This is a genomic window from Paenibacillus sp. NPDC101420, from assembly GCF_050277435.1.
In the GTDB taxonomy this organism is placed as follows: Bacteria; Bacillota; Bacilli; order Paenibacillales; family Paenibacillaceae; genus Paenibacillus_AQ.
On record NZ_JBNNSE010000012.1, the window covers coordinates 1 to 18,569 of the forward strand.

Genomic DNA, 18,569 nt, shown 5'->3' on the forward strand with positions numbered 1-18,569 from the left:
TCTATCGAATTCTAACTTCCACTCTGGATCATAAGGGACAACTTCTACGACTTTCGTCTTCTGAGCGATGCTCATGCACCTCCTGCGATGAATGTGTTCTTCTCAATTCCTCTATAGACTATCCATATGCATATAGCGGCCACAATTAGCATTCCACCCATCAGACAGACGCCATTCCAGCCCCAATGCTGCCATGCAAAGCTTCCAAGTGTTGATCCAATAGCTCCACCTGTAAAAGTGCTAACCATAAACACCGTATTTATTCGGCTGCGCGCCGCCGGCTCAAGTGCATAGATCCGTGTTTGGTTACTAACCTGTGACCCTTGTACTCCAAGATCCAGGATAATAACACCGGCAATCAGGCTCCAAATTGTAAATCCAGCTAAACCGAAGAATCCATAAGCAATCAATGTCAGCAATAGTAGTATACCTACTATCTTTTTCGGTGCAATCCTATCAGCTAACCTACCGATAAAAGGAGCACCCGCAGCACCTGCTACACCGATCAACCCAAACAAGCCTGTGATTGAGCTACTATAGTGGTATGGTTCACCTTCTAGAAAGAAAGCCAGTGAAGTCCAGAACACGCTGAAGCCACCAAACATACAAGCACCAATCAATGACGCTTCACGAAGCGTCGAATATCTGCGAATCAAATTCCCCATTGATTTCAGTAGATCTGTATAGGATGAATTATTTTCTGGTTTCGTCTTTGGAATTAGTTGGTATAAGATAAGGGATAACAATAGCATTATAGCTGCGGCAATCCAGTACATGGCTCTCCAGCCGAACATATCTCCTATAATTCCGGATATTGTTCTTGCCAGCAAAATACCAAAAAATAGCCCGCTCATTACGGTTCCAATAACCTTACCTCTTTCTTCTGGCAAAGCGAGCTCCGCCGAGAGAGGAATGATGACCTGCGGCACGACCGTAGTTATGCCAATAGCAAAACTGGCGATATACATCCAAATAAGGTTCTGAGCTGTAGCGAAACCAACAAGTGATAGTGATACAGCAATAAGAAGTCCGGATATTAGTGTTCTTCGTTCACGGATGTCGCCCAACGGAACAAAGAATAACATCCCAAGCGCATAACCGATCTGAGTAAGCATCGATACATATCCTACTGCGTTAGAGGATGCATGGAATGTTCGTCCTATATCGGCCAAAAGGGGCTGATTGTAATACATATTTGCGACGCTTAATCCTGATGCAATGGCTAAAATAAGTATGAATTGCTTAGTTAGGCCTCCTCCTACACGAACTGCAGCGGGTGTGATAGATTGTGTCATGAAATTCTGTGCCTCCGATTACGTATGCTGCATAAACAGCAAGCTTTATTTTCCTAATACATTATAGCAGTCACTGTCAAGCTGACGTATTTCTGCGATATAATAATTATCTTAAATACAATGATCTGCATAAGTGCAATTTATATTGAAATATATTGAGCGGGGAGTAAATAACATGCACCAGAATGACCGAATTATAACCAGATTGCGCAAAGAACCGTTAAAGAATGTCAGTTTATTAAAAATGCTAACCTCATTCCATGAAGTCATGGAGTCTCATCTTGTGGAGCAAGGAAATCAATGGGGTGTTTTATTGCTTCTTCCTGCTTCAGCGTACGCATATGATCATAGAGTATATCCTCAAGCGGATTACATCGTATTTATGGATTACAGCAGCCCAGATGTATTTCGGGCTCTGTTTCAATTGTTGCCTCCACAAGCAAAAATTGTTTTTAAACTGCAAGACGTGAACTATAAAGAGGCATTATCATCACATTTTTCAATGGAGAAAGTCCGGGGGTTCTACTCATACAGTACAGCTGAGGGACAAATCTATCCGAAGGACGAAGATGTTGTTATCAGTCATGTGGTTGACGACAGATTAATTCCGCTGTGGGCCGCTAATCATTACACGAAAGACGAAATAGAAGACTATTTTCAAAACGGGGCTTTTTCCGTGTCAATTTTCCTAGACGACAATCCGGTCAGTACCTGCTTAGCGTTCCGTAATGAAGAAACCATCTGGGAAATCGGCGCTGTACATACTTTAGAATCCTCTCAAAGAAACGGGTATGCGAAAAAGGTGGTCCAAACCGCCATACAAGAAACGTTAGAACGAGGGTTTATTCCACGCTATCATGTGCTTGAAACAAATCAAGCTTCCATTAGACTAGCTGAATCTATTGGACTCGTTCCTTGTGTACAGCTTGAACACTGGATTAACTACAGCCAATAACACGTTTGATAGGAGGTGATATGCATGAGTTATGGGCCAAACGAGAATCAAAACTATTATCCTCCCCCGCCTCCACCAACACCGATGAATGGCAAGTCAATCGCTGGTTTCGTCTTAGGAGTGCTTTCCATAATTGTTCCTTATATCGGATTTTTGTTAGGGATTGTAGCGGTTATTCTGTCTGCCCTATCCCTTAAAGAAATACGGATTCGGTATGAGCAAGGAAGAGGCTTAGCTATTGCGGGTCTGGTATGCGGGATTGTCGGCACTCTACTTTACGCCATATTAATTTTATTTTTCATTTTTTTTATATACGCAGCTTCTAGTTACCCATACTAATCTACACAAAAAAAAAAGGATCTCTATAGCTACCCTAATGGCTGCAGAGATCCTTTTTCCTTTCCTATGAACAGAATTCAGTAGGTTCCGTTGTTAAGCTGCTGACGATACTCCGTAGGAGTTACGAGGAACCGCTTGCGGAACATCTGTGTAAAATGACGCATGTCCTGATATCCAATACGTTCGGCGATTTCTGCCACCTTAAGCTTCGAGTTTACTAGCAGCAGCTTCGCTTGCTCCAATCGTAAGGATGTCACATATTCTTTATAGCCTTGACCCGTCTTCTGTTTAAATAATTGACTGAAGTAGACCGGATTCAGAAATACAACGGAAGCAATCTTTTCCAAAGTAAGGTCTTCGTAATAGTGTTCCTTTACATATTGCAATGCGATGTCGATTGCTTTTTCGCCACTACCTTTCGCTGGCGTTAAATCCAATGCTTGCGAATTCACCGCCTCTCTTAAGCTCGTTACGATCTGAGGGACAGTATGGATATCATAACTAAGTCCGGATTGTATCATTTGGAAGGGTGTTTTTAAGTACTGCTTTAAATAGGTCCTTCCATCTTCCAGAAAAGAATCTAATCGCGCGTCTTCTCTCAAGGTGATTAATCCCAGCAGACTCTGGCGGTCATAGCTGACCACAAAGCCACGCCCATCTCGTTCTATCAGCTCAGTTAACACATTCTCTACAATAAAATGTTCTATCCGAATGTTTTTATCACCCGTATCCATTTGCAGCAAAATCAAATAGAAACATTGATGGTCTTCTATTAATTGGCTGATGTCTAAATTACCGAGATTAAAACCAGAAGCGAGCCTCTGAAATACACCTTCTCTTAAATATTTCAGACTTGACCTTAATCGGTCTTCATCTTTAATAAGCTTATGATCCTGCTCTATTTCTAGCGATAAGTTACTAATAATCTCAAGTAGCTTGCTTTTGCCGATCGGCTTAAGTAGATAATCTCTCGCTCCAAGACGAACGGCCTCCTGCGCATAGGCGAACTCACTGTGTGCAGAGATGACCACCCATTTGACATAAGGATACCGCCGCTTAGAAATCCTCATGAACTCTAGGCCATTCATACCGGGCATAAGAATATCTGTTAAGACGATATGGATGGACTGTTCCTCCATAATCTTGACAGCTTCTTCTGTCGACGCAGCAACATGTACACAATAATCTGGATAGATACTTCTTATAGTGCGCTTAATGCCTTCTCGGATCACCCGTTCATCATCAGCTATGAGAATGTTCACGACTATGCACTCCTTCCTGCGGAATCGGCAGCATGATAGCAACCTCGGTTCCTTCTCCAGGTAAGCTTCGAATCACAAGACCATAGGATTCTCCGAACATATGCTGGAGCCGCCGATGCAGATTTTGAAGACCGATCCCCATTTTTCCATTTTCTTTCGTTGTAGGTCGATCCAAGGATTCCACCAGCGCATTCAGCTTCTCTGCATCCATACCTTTGCCATTATCTTGAACGACGATGTTCAGCACTCCAGTTTCTTCAAGTATACTCACCTTCAGAATACCTTGACGATCGAGCGATTCCAAGCCATGTTTTACAGCATTTTCAATGACCGGTTGTACAGTCATCTTGGGAAGGCGAACCTCAAGCCATCGTTCATCTATATTTATCTCAATCCGTAGACGACCTTCCAACCGGATAGAAATAATATTTAGATAGTGCCCGATTTGTTCCAGTTCTTCTCTTAGCGTGACTTCTACATCAACTTCCCAATGACTGCTGTACCGGAACATCGAAGATAGCGAGAGAACAAGTTCACCTAGTTGCTCATTCCCTTCCTCATCCAGCATCCAATAAATCATATCCAGAGTATTGTATAGAAAATGTGGGTTCACTTGAGATTGCAAGGCATGGAGCTCAGCATTCTTCTCACTAACGGAAGATAGTTTTACCCGCTCGATTAGTTCTTCGATTCGGCGAACCATCCGATTAAACGAAGCAACAAGAATATTAATCTCTTGATAAGATGAAACATTCACCATTCCCCGAAAATTACCGATCTCCACCTGCTTCATCTCTCGAATCACCTTTTTAAGAGGCAAAGAAATCGTTCGTGAAACAATAGAAGCTATCAAAGTAGAGACGAGAACAAGAATCGAAAATACAATGAACAGATAACGTTTCATCTCTACCAACTCTACATTTAGGTCGCGATTAGGAGTGATACTAAGCACCCACCAACCAGAGAAGGACAGTTTAGAAGCGACAAGCAGACGGTTGGCTGTCTGTTCGACCACAACATTCTGGGAGTTCTGTAAAGACGGGAGCTGAGTTAAATCTGGTTCCTGATCTTCGGCAGAGGATACGAATCGTCCATCCTGCGACATTAAATACACCTGGCTATGCTCACCCAGCTTCACATTATCCAGCGCATCCAGAACAGGCTTCGGATTCGTCTCGTACAGAACAATGCCAATCGGTTTGTGTTCATTGAGATCGTAAATCTGACGTCCGAACGCAAACACAGGACTATCCTCCACTTGATCGATAAGAGAATGTTCATAGACGCCGAGCCAGACCATTTTACCGGAGGAAGCTTGCAGCTGATGGTACCAATCTTCCTTCATATATTCGGGATCAACCACATTCATATAGTTGCCGTAATTATAGATCTTACCTTTATCTGTAATGACATGGATACCTACGAGATCATCCCGAGAATAAAATATAGCTCCTAAAATATTGGTAATCGTCTGTTCATTGATGTAAGCTACCGCGGGCTCAGTGCTTGTCTCATTAATCAAACGTATCAATTCAAAGTTATTACTGAGTGATTTAGAGAGACTATCATACCCTTTGTACAGTAAGCTGAATAAATCCGCTGTCTGAGCGACATTCTTCTGTGACAAATCACTTATTTTCTCATGAAACTGTACGGTTGTCCGGTTGTAATAGAGCAGACTCACAATTAATAGAATGCTAGACATACAAAAAAGAAACAGCAAAAACAATCGATGGTGGATGGAATGAAAGCTGTTTCTCAAAAAGGCTTCCCTCCTCAAACTCATCTGTCCTGCTGCTTCTTCATTATAATTCCATTATTGTAATTTGCAATATAGAGTTATCCTTTTACTGCGCCCGCCACCATTCCTTTTGTAATCTGATTGGATAAGAAGAAATAGATTAAAATGACGGGTAACGCACCCATCACTAGAAATGCACCGATATTCCCATAGTTTACAGAATACTGACTAACGAATGTGTACACGCCAAAGGGCAAGGTCTTCAATTTCTCGGAAGAAATAAAGGTGGCCGCTAAGATATACTCATTCCAAATGTTGATGAACGTTAGAATACACACAGTCATTACCGGTGGTACGGACACAGGAAGAATGATCGTGCGGAAGATCCGATATACGCTCGCCCCATCAATAAAGGCTGATTCTTCGATTTCATGCGGAATGCTCTTCATAAAGCCACTTAATATGAACACCGCTATAGGGGTTGAAAAAGCAACATAAGGCAATATGAGCGATAAGTGTGTATTCAGAATATGCATATTTTTGAAAATGATCATCAGCGGGAGCAAGGTGGCCTGCATGGGAATCATCATCCCCATTAAGAAGATCGTCATGACCAAGTTGCCGTAACGCCAACGGAACCGAGAGATCGCGTAAGCTACCATCGAGCTAAGCAGGATGACGAAGATCATTGTTACACCGGTAACCACTACACTGTTAGATAAATATTTTAGATAGCTACCTGACTTATAAGCCTCGCTATAGTTATGCCACTGAAATACTTTAGGAAATGAGAAAAAACTTCCGCCCAAAATCTCTTCATTGGTCTTCAAGGAATAGAGCATTAGCCATAGAAGAGGATATAGCTGGGTAACGACAGGAATCGCAAAGAGAAGATACACGAGTCCTTTCTTGACATTCCGCATGATCGCGCACTCCTTTGCTAACTGAATTTTTTCTCAAGCTTATTAAAGATAGTATTAATGCTAGCAGTAAACACAAGGCACAGTATGACCAAGAACGAAGCGATAGCACTACCATATCCATATTTAAAGGATAAGAATGAGCTGTTGTACATATGTGTGGAAATAACATCTGTAGCATGAGCGGGTCCACCGGCTGTCATGACCATAACGAGATCAAAAGCCTGCAAAGACCCTATAAAGGCAAGTACGATAGATATTTTGAAAATTGGAATAATCAGTGGAAAAGTAATATATCGATCGGCTTTAAATCCATCAGCCCCATCAATCTTTGCCGCTTCATACAGCTCATCCGGAATATTCTGAACACCGGTATATTGAATCAGCAAATGGTAGCCAAAATATTGCCAAAGAGATACTGCATAAAGCGCGAACATCGCAATTTTAGGTTCTGTGATCCAATTGTGAGTCCAGCTATCCAGCCCAAGAGAGATCAGGACGCCATTCAACATCCCGCCCATGGAGACAGGGTCATAGATCGTTTTCCAGAGCTGCCCAATGATAACCACCGACAAAATAACCGGCGTAAAGTAAATAGAAACTAAAGTGTTTCCTTTTCTCACGTACCGATTTAGAAGGATAGCCATCAACAAACAAAATGGAATTTCCACCATGGAAGCCACAGCATAGAGTAACGTTCTCTTTACAGATGGCCAAAATACTGGATCATGAAAAAACATCTCTTTGAAATTAGCAAGTCCAGCAAATGTTTTCGTAGTCGTAATTCCGTCCCATTGCAGCAATCCTGTATAAAAGGATACTAGGATAGGAGCAAACACCAAGCACACATACAAAAGCAGGCAAGGTAACACGAAGACGGCGATTGTGCGCGCTGGAACCTTTAGTACCTTCATTATTTCCGCCCCCTAGAATGTAAACACGATGCGAAGAAGCGTTTAAGCACCCTCGCATCGCGTTTTCTAAACCTTCTTATTTATTAGCTTCAAATGCGGTTTGATGTTCTTTAGCTACTTGAGCGGAATCCACTTTTTGAACAAAAAGATTTTGGATACTGCTTAGATGGACTTGTGCCGTAGCTGGGTTCATGGTGTTGTCAAAGGCCAAGTCGCCACCTTTAACCTGATTGAACAATCCTGAAATGTTGATCGCCAGATCAGAATATCCTGCGCCTTTCAGGTCTCCATCCACTTTTTGACCAATCCCTACAGCATTTTTAAGTTCAAATTGTTTTTTAGGAAGATTCAGTGTAAAGAAATTCAAGAAATCTTTCGTTTCTTGTAAATGCTCACTGTTCGCAGAAATCGCAAAGGCGCTACCTGGTGCGAGCATGAATTCATTTGGATCCCCTTTACCATTAACGCTTGGGAATTGGAAGGCTCCTGCTTTACCAGCGACTGAGGAAGCGTCAATTGCACCTGTTTCCCATGAACCGATAACCCACATAGCAGCTTTACCGGATTTGAAGATATTACCACCTGCATTAGCATCGATGGAAGTTGCTCCATCTGGGAATGCACCTGCTTGCACGAGGTCTTGGAAACGATCTACAGCTTCTACGAAAGCAGGATCTTCAAATGTTTTTTTGCCATCAAGTACATCTTGAAGGAAGCCAGGTCCTCCATTGGTGCGAAGCAGGATATTCATGAACAAGAATGAACCTGTCCAGGAATCTTTTTCACCGATCGCGATTGGCGTAATGCCTTTTGCTTTCAAGGTTTTTACATCTTGGAGTAGTTCATCGAATGTTTTAGGAGTGTCTGCGATGCCCGCTTGCTCGAAGAGTTCTTTATTATAGTAGACTACCTCGATGTTATTACCATCTGGCAGCGCATAAACATTACCATCGAAGCTGTAGTAATCAAGTAGACCGGATTGATAAGTGTCTTTCAGTCCATTTTGATCCAGCATGTCATTCAGAGGAGCAAACAGCTTTGCATCAACGAATGGTTTCATTTGTGCAGCCGGGTTAACAATCGTAATATCAGGAATTTCTTTGGAAGCGGCTTGTGTTTTCAATTTAACCTTTTGCTGGTCCGTATTTAAAGTATCCAATTCGATGTGAATGTTAGGGTTTTCTTTTTCATATTGGTCAACTAATTCATGAAGCATCTTATAAGAAGGGGTTGCTGGATCCGGGTAAATATTTTGAAAAGTAATCGTGACCTTCTTACCGCTTTCGGTTTTTGTAGTTCCGGCATCTGGAGCATTCGTAGCTGTATTCCCTTTCGACTCTGTAGCGCCTTTACTCTCGTTGTTGTTTGAATTTCCACACGCTGCCATACTTAAAACCAAAGCTGCTGATAACGCAATTGTTGAAGTTGCCTTCATTTTTTTGCTGACCATTGTTTGACGCCCCCTATTTTCGTTATAGGCTTATTATTGTACTGTTAAGCGCTTTCAACAAGGTGTCAAATTTAAGATATATGGTTTGTTTTTTCTAGAAAAATACAATATATGTCCGAACATAACGAAACACCCGCTAATTCGGGTGCTTCGATTAACAATATTTTCGATATTCTGTCTGAAAATTCGTTCAATCAGATGTTGAACCAAAATCGGTAATCTTAAGCTTTAAATCAAAGGTCACTGGAATCCGAGTAAATTCCTCGTCCCAATGATCCTTAATCTGTTTCCAGACATGCGGCTTTTCAATGCTGTACCAATCACCGAATCCTGCTACCTCCACCTTGTAAGTGGACTGCATCTTATGGATAAGACTATTGATATGTTGGGTTAATTTCTCTTCGAATATCTTCTCTAGTTCTTTGAAGTAACCAACATTCGAGGAATGCTCTTTCACATCCCAATCCTCTATTAGTCGTCCAGTGGACTCAATTGCAACATGAAACGATATCTTCTTATCATCGGTTTCATTCAGTGTAATCTTGCTCTTAACGGATTTAATCTCATAAGTAATCGAGTCATTCGACTGATCATATGCTTTGATGCTCCCGCCTTTTATATCTCCCTTGATCCAGGCAATACTCTCCACATCATGTTGGTCAAGATTGCCGATCCAATGTCCTGTATCTCCCTTGATAATACCGGCTCCGGAAAATTCGACCTCACCGTGTGCCTCCACAACGTTCTGCAACACAAAGCTTTGCTTGGAGTACATCAGCGCATCTAGATTCGACAACGTTATGCCCTTCATAACTTTACTGGTTCTGAAGTTGTTATGGACCATCTCTGCCAGTCGAAAGGAAGGAATCTCCTCCGAGGTCGTCATAAGCGTATCGGACGCGCGACCTTGACTAAGAAATATGAGACAGCTGGGACGGATATCGTTATCTCGCAGTACAAAGTCCATCAACCGTCTGATCTTCTCCTTTTGCACTAGATCCTCTGATATGACTATAACCTTGAGATGGTGGCCTATAATTGGACGGTTCTGGCGAATGGAGAACTGCCGGAATACTTCAAGCAGAGAATCTCCTGTCTCTGAAATATTGTTAAAATGGGTTTTCGGTGTTTCGCCATCTTTGCCGGAGTTCCCGATTGTTCTTTCAGGCACAATTTGTACGGTTGCCGTAACTTTATTATGCTTTTGATAGCTTCCTCCACGTTCCTCGAATTCCCGTTCGAGCGTATTAGGTTCTCCCTTGTCTAGCGCCAAACCCGTATAAACACTAAGGTCTTCAATCTCTTTACTACTCCAACAGCCAGGCTGCGTAAACAAAACCATGAGTACTAATAATATGCGTAAAACTCTCTGCCTAAACATTCTGCTTGAGTCCTTTCTTCCTGATGAGTAATACAATCGACAATAACAGTGGCAACAACATAAAAATCAACACACCCATATAGCCAATCGAATCACCAAGACTGAAGACATCATTGATGCGTTGAGGGATCATCGTGCAGATGAAGATTACGGGCATTAAGGCGAAAATTACCGGATGGATCTTCAGATTGAACACTTGCGAGATTCCAAGCGCCGCATTAAAGAAAAAGCTGCAAAAATTACAGAACATCTGCATCAGCCAGATGACTAGCAGCGGAAATTCAAATCGTTCAAAAAAGAAACCTGAAATTTCAAAGCTCCGTACCAAATCTATCGTTGGCCAGGTACTGGTGATTACAGAATTGATGGACAGACCGCCAATAACCATCACAACAGTAACCAGATATAGTACCAGCGGGATGCAGAATCCGACCACCATCCCCTTGACTGCTTCCTGCGGTTGCTCCATAAAAGCTGTCATTGTCATTACAACTTCACAACCAGTAAAGATGAGGATACTCGACTTCATGCCATGGATGACCGGCATCAGACCTTCACTCATAAAAGGACGCAAATGCTGGATATCAAAAATCCTGGTGCTTAAGATAAAACAAATGATCAGGATAAAAATACTGATCGGAAACACAATCTGAAACACACGGGCAATGGAATTAATCCCACCATACACCAAATAAGTACCAACCCAGATGAACGGCATCACAATCGCCCAAATTGGTGTCCCTTCCAGAAGAAAGAACAATGTTACTTCCGCCAGTACACGGATTTCGAATCCCGCAATCACAATAAAGTACAGAATCAACAGTGAACTCAGTACACCACCTGGAAGATTCCCAACAATTTTTTTAGAATACTGAAAGACAGTTTTACCCGGAAATTGCTGGCTAAGTTTCACCATAACCAGTATCACTATAAGCACAGCGATCCCACCTAGCACCACAGAAACCCAGGCATCTGGAGTCTTCACACTTTTGACAATATCTCTGGGCAAGGTCAGAATTCCAGCTCCTAGCATTGAATTCGTCAGTACTATGGTAGCCTGCGAGGTTGTGATCTTGTCATCCGTACGTTTGAACACTGTGGTCTCCCCTCTGCTCCTGCTAAGAATACATTCTCTAGGACCTGCGCTTTTTCTTTTGGGTCTTCAGCATCTCCGGTCTTCGCTTCATGATGGATAACGGTGCACGGACGAATAAATCCTTCCAGTCACTTACCCGGAAAGGTGAGATAGGGGTGATGTAAGGAACCCCGAAGCTTGAAAGCCGAGTCAGATGACTGCAAATCAGCAGAAAGAACAGGATGGTTCCGAACATGCCCAGGACTGCCGCAAATAACATGCCTGCGAATCGTAAGATTCGGAGGGTGATGCCGGCACTGTACATCGGTATGGAAAACGAAGAGATCGCTGTCACGGCAACGACAATGACTAGAAAGGGACTTACAATACCAGCCTGTACCGCGGCATCTCCAATGATCAGACCTCCAACAATTCCCATTGCCGGACCTATGGGCTTCGGCAGACGAATTCCAGCTTCACGTAATATTTCAATGGAAATCTCCAGAATCAACACTTCAATTAAAGCAGGAAAGGGTACGCCTTGGCGTGTTTCGATAATGGAAATCGCCAGCTGTGTAGGAATTAGCCCCGGATGAAAGGAAATAAAAGAAATATACAGCGCAGGGGCTAACAGAGCCAGAAATGATGCGCAAAACCGTAGCACCCGTAATAGTGTTCCTGGTAACCAGCGTTCATAGTAATCCTCGGGAGACTGCAAAAGCATACTGAACGTCACTGGAACAATAAGTGCAAACGGTGTGCCATCAAGTAAAATGGCAATTCTCCCCTCTAATAAGGAGGCAATCACACGATCGGGTCTTTCCGTGTTCTGTGTTTGCTGAAACGGACTTAAATAATCATCCTCGATTAACTGCTCCACATAGCCAGATTCCAGAATGAAATCCATATCAATTTTGGAGATCCGGTCCTTCACTTCCTGTAGCAGATCAGGATTTACAATGTTTTTCATATAAGCGATAACCAGATTCTTCTTGATTTCGCTGCCCACTTCAACTTTTTGCATTTCTAGATTCTTATTGAGTCCTTGGCGCCGTAGCATAGAGGTATTCTCGCTGAGCACTTCGGTAAAGCCAATCCGAGGTCCCCGCAGTAATGCTTCCGAGGTCGGCTCATTAATAGCGCGCACTGCTCCATGTGGAAAGCCAACCAGCAGCATCTCACGCATTCCTTCGACAATCAGTGCAGTGTAGCCAAACAGGACAGACTCCTGCAGATAGTCCAAATCTCTGGTTTCATTAAGCTGAAGCAGCGGGAGCATATTCTGTTTCATATAGGTGTATATTCCTTCCGAAGCCTGCATTTCACCAGCAAACATCAGATTTTGCAGCACCTGTTGATTGATCAGCTCTTCATCCTGCATTCCCTCTACATAAACCAACACGGCACGTGCCTGAATACTTTTTACTGAGAATTCACGGAAATGCACATCACTGTTATCCCCCAATGCCATTCTTATCGCTGTTAGGTTGGCATCATAGTCTTGAGTAAACGCTGTACACACAGGAGGCTGCTGATTTGCTTCATCGTTGTCTGCCTTCTTTAGTTCCGAATCCTGAGATTTAGCCCCTGATTCCTTGGAACGTCCGCTTCCAACATAAAAATACAAATGCTTGTAAAGATAATAAATCCCTATGGGAAAGAGCAGCGTGATCGCTGCTTGCATGAAAATTGTCCAATCCGGAATATAAGAGACTATTTTAGACCACATCGTAATCATCCTCTAATAGGAATCTTCTAGATACTATTCTCCGCCTGCCCTATTTTTATACAACTTTTGGAATAGAAGGAAAGTATAGATCGGTGCAAGGAGATAAATGTTGTTGTGCATCCAAACATAAAGAGACGCCCGCATAAGCGGGCGTCTCGATAAAAAATATTTAAGATAGTTACTGTGGTTGCCGCCATTGTTTTAGCACTTCAAGTAGCCCCGGAACATCTAATCCATCCAAAGAAAAAGCTTTGCGTAGCAGCTCATGCGGGATGAATTCGTCGTATTTCCCGAGATAAGGAGCTTCATCTGGAGATAATAAGGATAACGGATCTGTGGCAGCCATACTCTCAGCGATGATCTCCGCCTCCAGCGTTTCTGCATCTGATTTGCCTGCAACCACCATATAATAAGGTTCCATCGGCACGATAGAACGAAGTCCCTGTGAGCTCTTCAAATTGTTTTTAAGAAGGCGCTCCAGTGTGCGGAATTGCCGACTACCCGCCCAAGGCAGAATGAACATTGAATCTCCACCTGCTGGCATAACGGAGCGTTCAAGCATTCCACTCTCCTTCGCTAAACGGCGGGCTCTCTCAAGCCGCGCAGCGGCACTTGGAGCTAGATAGGGATACAGTGCAGTTGCGCCTAAGACTTCACGTATCTTGGTCATAATGCGTGTATGTACATCTCCACCCGCTCCAAGCCACAACGTATCCACTTTACCGCGTGAGGTTTTTACATAAACAGCTTTATGGCGATTATCGACCTCTTCTACCTTCCAGAGCTTCCCTGCCAGAGTAAAACAGTAACCCGGTGGTGGTACTGTTGTGATCGATCCAATTTCCTCTGTTCCATTATAGACAACATGCTCTTCATCGTCTTTAAAGACAGCGTAGAAGCGGAAGTTGTTCACGATTTTCTCCCCTGCCATCCCGATAATCAAGCTGCCTTCATCCATCTTCTCGATTTGTCCCATACCCAGCATATAAGTCATGAAGGTATCGTAGTCCGCAGGATCAATGCTATTGAAGGAAGGTAAACTTAATACTGCTTCCTTTAAATCCTCCGGCTCCGCCTCCCCCATACTCTTCAATATGCTCATCGTCTGATGGTATAACAGCCCGACTGGCAGCTGGCGCACCACCAGTGGTTCAACCCACTTCTCGCGCACATATAGCTCAATAACCGCTATCGCTCGAAGCAGCGTCCAAGGCATCCGTGCCGGAAGCTGCGCTTCCTCATCCTCTTCCTCGGGCGTGACAAAGATCATCTCGGATGCGGCGTCACCGCGCCTGCCCGAGCGGCCGAGTCGCTGCACAAAGCTTGCGCAGCTATAAGGAGCGCCGACCTGGAGCACCCGCTCCAGCTCTCCTAGATCAATGCCCAGCTCCAGCGTCAATGTCGCTGCCGCAACTGCAGGTCCGGAGCCTTGCCGCAGCGCGGCTTCCGTCTCTTCGCGGAGCATCGCGGAGATGCTGCCATGGTGAACGTGAAAAACATCCCGTTCCCCACGCTTCGCGGCCGTTCTCCGCAGCTCAAGGGTTGCCGTCTCCGCATCCGAGCGGCTATTCGTGAAGATCAACGCTTTCTTAAGATGCGTATGATCGTAAATGAAATCGTAGTAAGACTGCTTCGCGCGTTCTAAATGCTCCGCCTGCACTTCATCCCGTGCATCCGGGAAAGAGAAATGCTCCACACTTAAACGGAGCTTACGCCCGCCCTGTGGAGCGGACACCTCTACGCTCTCCCGCGTCCCTGCCGTCAGCCACTCCGTTACCGAAGCATAGTCGCTAAGCGTAGCCGATAGACCGATTCTACGCGGATGACATCCCGCCATTCGTGAGATTCTCGCCAGCTGACTCAGAACCTGAATCCCCCGATCAGCACCCATAAAGGCATGCACTTCGTCAATGACAATATAACGGAGATCATGGAACAGCGCCGGAATAGCATTCGGGCGGTTCATCAGTAATCCCTCAAGGGATTCAGGGGTAATCTGTAGCACGCCGGAAGGATTCTGCACCAGTCTCGTCTTATCGGCTTGCGGAACATCCCCATGCCAGTGCCATACCGGAATATTGCCTTCACGGAGCAAATCGTTCAGCCGTGTAAATTGATCGTTAATCAATGCTTTCAGAGGAGCGATATACAGAATACCAACCGAACCGGAAGGACGTTCATACAGCTCAGTAAGCGCTGGGAAAAAAGCCGCCTCTGTCTTACCTGAAGCTGTACCCGAAGCAATCAGTAAGTGATGCGGTGTATTAAACAGCACACGACAGGCATCCACCTGTGCCTCACGCAAAGTCTCCCAACGGTTCTTATAGATAAACTCTTTAATAAAGGGAGCCAGCCTATAAAACGGATTATCACTCATAATTCAAACTCCGCGAGGAACCCATCTAACTCATTTTGTTCAGTATCAGCAGGTTTAGAGGTTCGTTCGCCCACTAGCTTCTCGAAAGAGATCTCCGGATGCTGGTGTAAGGTGTGAAGTAGATCCATGAAATCACGCACCACTTCACGCGGAGTCAGGAGCTCGTCTGCCCCTAATCTGCCCACAGCTTCTTCCATAAAATGAACCAATTGTTCCTGTGTTAACCGTGCTTCGTAACCATAATGAAGGGCATGGATATCTCTAAGCTTTTGCAAAAGGATCAGAATTTCTTCGTGTGAGAGCATGTCCAGTGCAATAATAGGCCCAGTATAATTGTTCAGACCTGCTGCGCCGTATCTTCCTGCAACTAATCTTGAACGCAACGCTTCATAACTAAATAATCCACGCCGTCCATCCTCCACAAATTGCGGAGTCCCCCCTATAAAAATTCCTAGGCTTTCTGCCTTGCCCTGCATCGTATCGTTGAACATCGTAAGCAGCTTTTCATAGTTACTCTGACGCGAGATACTGTTCGTGATTTTGTAGAGATTGACGCCTTCGTCTATGAACAGCAGCAGTCCCTTATAACCGATAGCAGATGTGAATTCCGCCCACAGCTTCATATAATCATACCAATTATCATCATCAATAATCACGCCAACACCAAGTGCTTTTCGTGCTTCCGTTCGAGTAGCGAATTCACCTCTTAGCCAGCGAAGGGAATCCTGCTTCAATTCATCGTCAGCCAGCTTATGGGCATTCCAATAAGAAGCCAGCACCTTGGCAAAATCAAATCCATGCACCAAACCGCGCATTTCGGAGGCTACAGCATAGATTCGTTTCTCTACCTCTTCTCCAAGTTGGGGGTGATCAGGGCCGTATTCATTCTCCTGCATCACAGACTGCTGAAGCGTAATAATCCATTTTTGCAAAATAATCTCCAGAGCGCCTCCATCTGGACGCGTCCGGGTAGACAAATGACTCATCAGCTCTCGATATGTAGCAAGACCTTGTCCTTTCGTTCCCACTAATCTTCGTTCAGGGGATAGATCCGCATCGGCTACTACAAAATCCCGATCCATCGCATAATTACGGATCATCTGCAAAAGAAAGCTTTTGCCGCTACCGAATTTGCCGGTAATCAGCTTAAAAGCAGCTCCACCCTCCGCAATATTATCCATATCTCTCAATATCGCTTCAATCTCTGGCCGGCGGCCAACGGCTATATGCTCTAGTCCGATACGCGGAACCACACCGGCTGTCAGTGAATTGACTAGCGCTGTCGTCATACGTTTGGGTATTTTTAAACCATTCATCCAAAGTTCACCCCATTAAATATTAAGCAGATGAATTTTATATTCTTCTGCAATTTCTTCATCATCTATGATCAAATCACCTAGAATGTTCATTGCGATATCATTGATCTCATCAATCAAGAGTTCTGACATCGTGCCATTTGCAGCCGCTAGCTTCTGTATGGTTTGTGTTCCATCCTCGTTCATAAGCGCAATCAGAGCTTTGTGTTGGAGTGGACTTAAAGCATTAGAGAACTGCTCCCACTCCGTATCTACGTTAGCAGATTGAATTTCTTCTATAGTTAATTCAGGCTCAAGAGACTGAAGCGGTACAATGATTTCATCTTCAATATCTTCAAATTCTTCTTTTTCTACTACTTCTTCAAGCTCGGATTCCTCATTAGTAATCTCAAAACCGCTATCCTCAAGTTCTTCCAGCTCATTCATTTCCTCAACCGTAAGCATGGTTCGTACAATCTCGGAATCACTCTGCAGCCTTTCAAGCTTCTCACGATCAATAACTACTGCCGGCCCCTTATCTTCCTGTTTCTCTTTCTCAAATTCCCGCTTCAGAAAACGAGTGATAAGGTCATCCATATCTGCATCCACATTAACCCCTTTGAGCCGTCCTCGATACCCCACCAGTTCCCGTAATTTATTCTCAGTCAAACGGAATAGCCTTGTAATTAAACTGCGAAGCGGTGGAGATTTACTGATACGCACAACCGGTATAAGTACTGAATAACCATATAGCGAAATATCATATACGGCGCTACGAAATAAATAACGCTCCCGCATTACTGAGGGGCCTGGTGGGAACATTTCAACCAAATTCGAGCCATGTTTCCTACTGACATAAGCGTTGATTAATGCCACTACCTGTGGAATATATCGTTCGAGGGATTCTTTACCTTCCCCCATATAAAACTTCGATTTACTAATATCGTAGTCCGACATTGCTGTTAATACCGTAAAGGTTAACTGCTCAGGAGCTACAGTAAGACATCTCTCTAACTCTAGCTCTGCCAGATCTCCGGCAAGACCGCGTGAACGAGCAACGATTAAAGATAGAGGCACATCCAAATGATGAACAAACGAGAAGTCCGCGATCCAACCACCCAAATATTGATCCAGACGTTTATAATTTTCACGATAAGCTTCCCAGATTTGACTGAGCTGTTTATAGCCATCATAAGGATCTTGCCAGCCTACACCATTAATAAGCTCATACACGTGCAGAAAAATATATGAAAGATCCGTTTTCGGATATCTACCCTGTCTAACTTCATTGCGCCAATAAAAATACCATCTACTTTGCGTGCCCGTCATATGACCATACGTTGGCCAGTAACTCTTAAAAGGAATAAATAGCGCCGAATCCTCGGTTCTATGTTCCAACTCCTTCGCTCTAGCTACAAACTGACCTTCGGTGGTTGTCACAGGCTCCGGCGTGTCGGTCTCCAGATCCCAAAGCTGAAGCTGTAAAGAAGGTTCAGACGACGCTTTAGGCTTCCCTACATTTGCAGTAGATAACTTTGGCAGCGCTGGTTCTGATGAATTTCGCGGGGGAATAGGAACATTTTGTTCCGTACTTTCCCAGACTAATTCCGTGAAATGAGGCTGATTCCTATCCTTACTCATGTTCGATCGCTCCGTTCTTATAAAAGAAGGACTAATGCAAGCATAACGCCTTCTTTGCGGGGGCCCTAAATATATAGTAGTTTCTAATGTTAAAAAAAACGGCCCTATTCACAACTGTGAAGGAACCGTTTTGTTCTTATTAAATTTTAGCATTGTTGGTAGATTAACATCAAGTATGTAATGAAGAATTATCCT

At 43.9% G+C, this 18,569-nt stretch carries 14 protein-coding genes; 2 read left to right on the forward strand and 12 right to left on the reverse strand.

Annotation, left to right across the window (positions count from 1 at the left end; genetic code table 11):
• Positions 1–71 precede the first annotated feature (71 nt).
• Positions 72–1,295: an MFS transporter gene (locus tag ACQKMP_RS29115; protein WP_427472357.1), complete on the reverse strand. Its 1,224-nt coding sequence runs from the start codon at positions 1,293–1,295 to the stop codon at positions 72–74.
• A 175-nt stretch (positions 1,296–1,470) separates the two neighbouring features.
• Between ACQKMP_RS29115 and ACQKMP_RS29120 the strand changes: the two genes are divergently transcribed.
• Together ACQKMP_RS29120 and ACQKMP_RS29125 are read left to right on the forward strand one after the other, a co-directional pair.
• Positions 1,471–2,250 (forward strand): GNAT family N-acetyltransferase, encoded by a 780-nt coding sequence (locus tag ACQKMP_RS29120; protein WP_427472359.1) that lies wholly within the window; start codon positions 1,471–1,473, stop codon positions 2,248–2,250.
• Between the two features lie 24 nt (positions 2,251–2,274).
• Complete coding sequence (locus ACQKMP_RS29125) at positions 2,275–2,589, forward strand: DUF4190 domain-containing protein (protein ID WP_427472360.1); 315 nt, start codon at positions 2,275–2,277, stop codon at positions 2,587–2,589.
• Between the two features lie 77 nt (positions 2,590–2,666).
• On the opposite strand, the gene ACQKMP_RS29130 is transcribed toward ACQKMP_RS29125, so the two are convergent.
• From ACQKMP_RS29130 to ACQKMP_RS29180, 11 genes are all read right to left on the reverse strand, one after another.
• Positions 2,667–3,851 (reverse strand): response regulator transcription factor, encoded by a 1,185-nt coding sequence (locus ACQKMP_RS29130; RefSeq protein WP_427472362.1) that lies wholly within the window; start codon positions 3,849–3,851, stop codon positions 2,667–2,669.
• Positions 3,832–5,613: a cache domain-containing sensor histidine kinase gene (locus ACQKMP_RS29135; RefSeq protein ID WP_427472364.1), complete on the reverse strand. Its 1,782-nt coding sequence runs from the start codon at positions 5,611–5,613 to the stop codon at positions 3,832–3,834. The genes ACQKMP_RS29130 and ACQKMP_RS29135 overlap by 20 nt, the downstream gene beginning before the upstream one ends.
• Positions 5,614–5,690: 77 nt before the next feature.
• Positions 5,691–6,515, reverse strand: a complete 825-nt coding sequence (locus ACQKMP_RS29140; RefSeq protein WP_042188564.1) for a carbohydrate ABC transporter permease — start codon at positions 6,513–6,515, stop codon at positions 5,691–5,693.
• Between the two features lie 17 nt (positions 6,516–6,532).
• A complete protein-coding gene (locus ACQKMP_RS29145; RefSeq protein ID WP_042188566.1) occupies positions 6,533–7,426 on the reverse strand; it encodes a carbohydrate ABC transporter permease in 894 nt (297 codons plus the stop codon).
• 76 nt (positions 7,427–7,502) lie between these two features.
• Complete coding sequence (locus tag ACQKMP_RS29150) at positions 7,503–8,876, reverse strand: extracellular solute-binding protein (RefSeq protein WP_042188568.1); 1,374 nt, start codon at positions 8,874–8,876, stop codon at positions 7,503–7,505.
• Between the two features lie 190 nt (positions 8,877–9,066).
• A complete protein-coding gene (locus ACQKMP_RS29155) occupies positions 9,067–10,257 on the reverse strand; it encodes a Ger(x)C family spore germination protein (RefSeq protein WP_339241380.1) in 1,191 nt (396 codons plus the stop codon).
• On the reverse strand, positions 10,250–11,353 hold the full coding sequence (locus ACQKMP_RS29160) for a GerAB/ArcD/ProY family transporter (RefSeq protein ID WP_339241383.1): 1,104 nt from the start codon (positions 11,351–11,353) through the stop codon (positions 10,250–10,252). Before ACQKMP_RS29160 ends, ACQKMP_RS29155 begins: the two co-directional genes overlap by 8 nt.
• A gap of 37 nt (positions 11,354–11,390) precedes the next feature.
• Positions 11,391–13,061 carry a spore germination protein gene (locus ACQKMP_RS29165; RefSeq protein WP_379424163.1) on the reverse strand — a complete coding sequence of 557 codons (1,671 nt, stop codon included), beginning with the start codon at positions 13,059–13,061 and terminating at the stop codon, positions 11,391–11,393.
• Positions 13,062–13,239: 178 nt separating this feature from the next.
• Positions 13,240–15,438: a DEAD/DEAH box helicase gene (locus tag ACQKMP_RS29170; RefSeq protein WP_427472368.1), complete on the reverse strand. Its 2,199-nt coding sequence runs from the start codon at positions 15,436–15,438 to the stop codon at positions 13,240–13,242.
• Positions 15,435–16,754 (reverse strand): ATP-binding protein, encoded by a 1,320-nt coding sequence (locus ACQKMP_RS29175; protein WP_339241388.1) that lies wholly within the window; start codon positions 16,752–16,754, stop codon positions 15,435–15,437. Before ACQKMP_RS29175 ends, ACQKMP_RS29170 begins: the two co-directional genes overlap by 4 nt.
• A 15-nt stretch (positions 16,755–16,769) precedes the next feature.
• Complete coding sequence (locus tag ACQKMP_RS29180; RefSeq protein WP_427472371.1) at positions 16,770–18,374, reverse strand: TerB N-terminal domain-containing protein; 1,605 nt, start codon at positions 18,372–18,374, stop codon at positions 16,770–16,772.
• Between the last annotated feature and the right edge of the window lie 195 nt (positions 18,375–18,569).

What these genes read in the sequence shown, in the direction of transcription:
- ACQKMP_RS29115 (WP_427472357.1), bottom strand. Translation starts at nt 1,295, where the DNA reads ATGACACAATCTATCACACCCGCTGCAGTTCGTGTAGGAGGAGGCCTA.
- ACQKMP_RS29120 (WP_427472359.1), top strand. Translation starts at nt 1,471, where the DNA reads ATGCACCAGAATGACCGAATTATAACCAGATTGCGCAAAGAACCGTTA.
- ACQKMP_RS29125 (WP_427472360.1), top strand. Translation starts at nt 2,275, where the DNA reads ATGAGTTATGGGCCAAACGAGAATCAAAACTATTATCCTCCCCCGCCT.
- ACQKMP_RS29140 (WP_042188564.1), bottom strand. Translation starts at nt 6,515, where the DNA reads ATGCGGAATGTCAAGAAAGGACTCGTGTATCTTCTCTTTGCGATTCCT.
- ACQKMP_RS29145 (WP_042188566.1), bottom strand. Translation starts at nt 7,426, where the DNA reads ATGAAGGTACTAAAGGTTCCAGCGCGCACAATCGCCGTCTTCGTGTTA.
- ACQKMP_RS29150 (WP_042188568.1), bottom strand. Translation starts at nt 8,876, where the DNA reads ATGGTCAGCAAAAAAATGAAGGCAACTTCAACAATTGCGTTATCAGCA.
- ACQKMP_RS29155 (WP_339241380.1), bottom strand. Translation starts at nt 10,257, where the DNA reads ATGTTTAGGCAGAGAGTTTTACGCATATTATTAGTACTCATGGTTTTG.
- ACQKMP_RS29165 (WP_379424163.1), bottom strand. Translation starts at nt 13,061, where the DNA reads ATGTGGTCTAAAATAGTCTCTTATATTCCGGATTGGACAATTTTCATG.
- ACQKMP_RS29170 (WP_427472368.1), bottom strand. Translation starts at nt 15,438, where the DNA reads ATGAGTGATAATCCGTTTTATAGGCTGGCTCCCTTTATTAAAGAGTTT.
- ACQKMP_RS29175 (WP_339241388.1), bottom strand. Translation starts at nt 16,754, where the DNA reads ATGAATGGTTTAAAAATACCCAAACGTATGACGACAGCGCTAGTCAAT.
- ACQKMP_RS29180 (WP_427472371.1), bottom strand. Translation starts at nt 18,374, where the DNA reads ATGAGTAAGGATAGGAATCAGCCTCATTTCACGGAATTAGTCTGGGAA.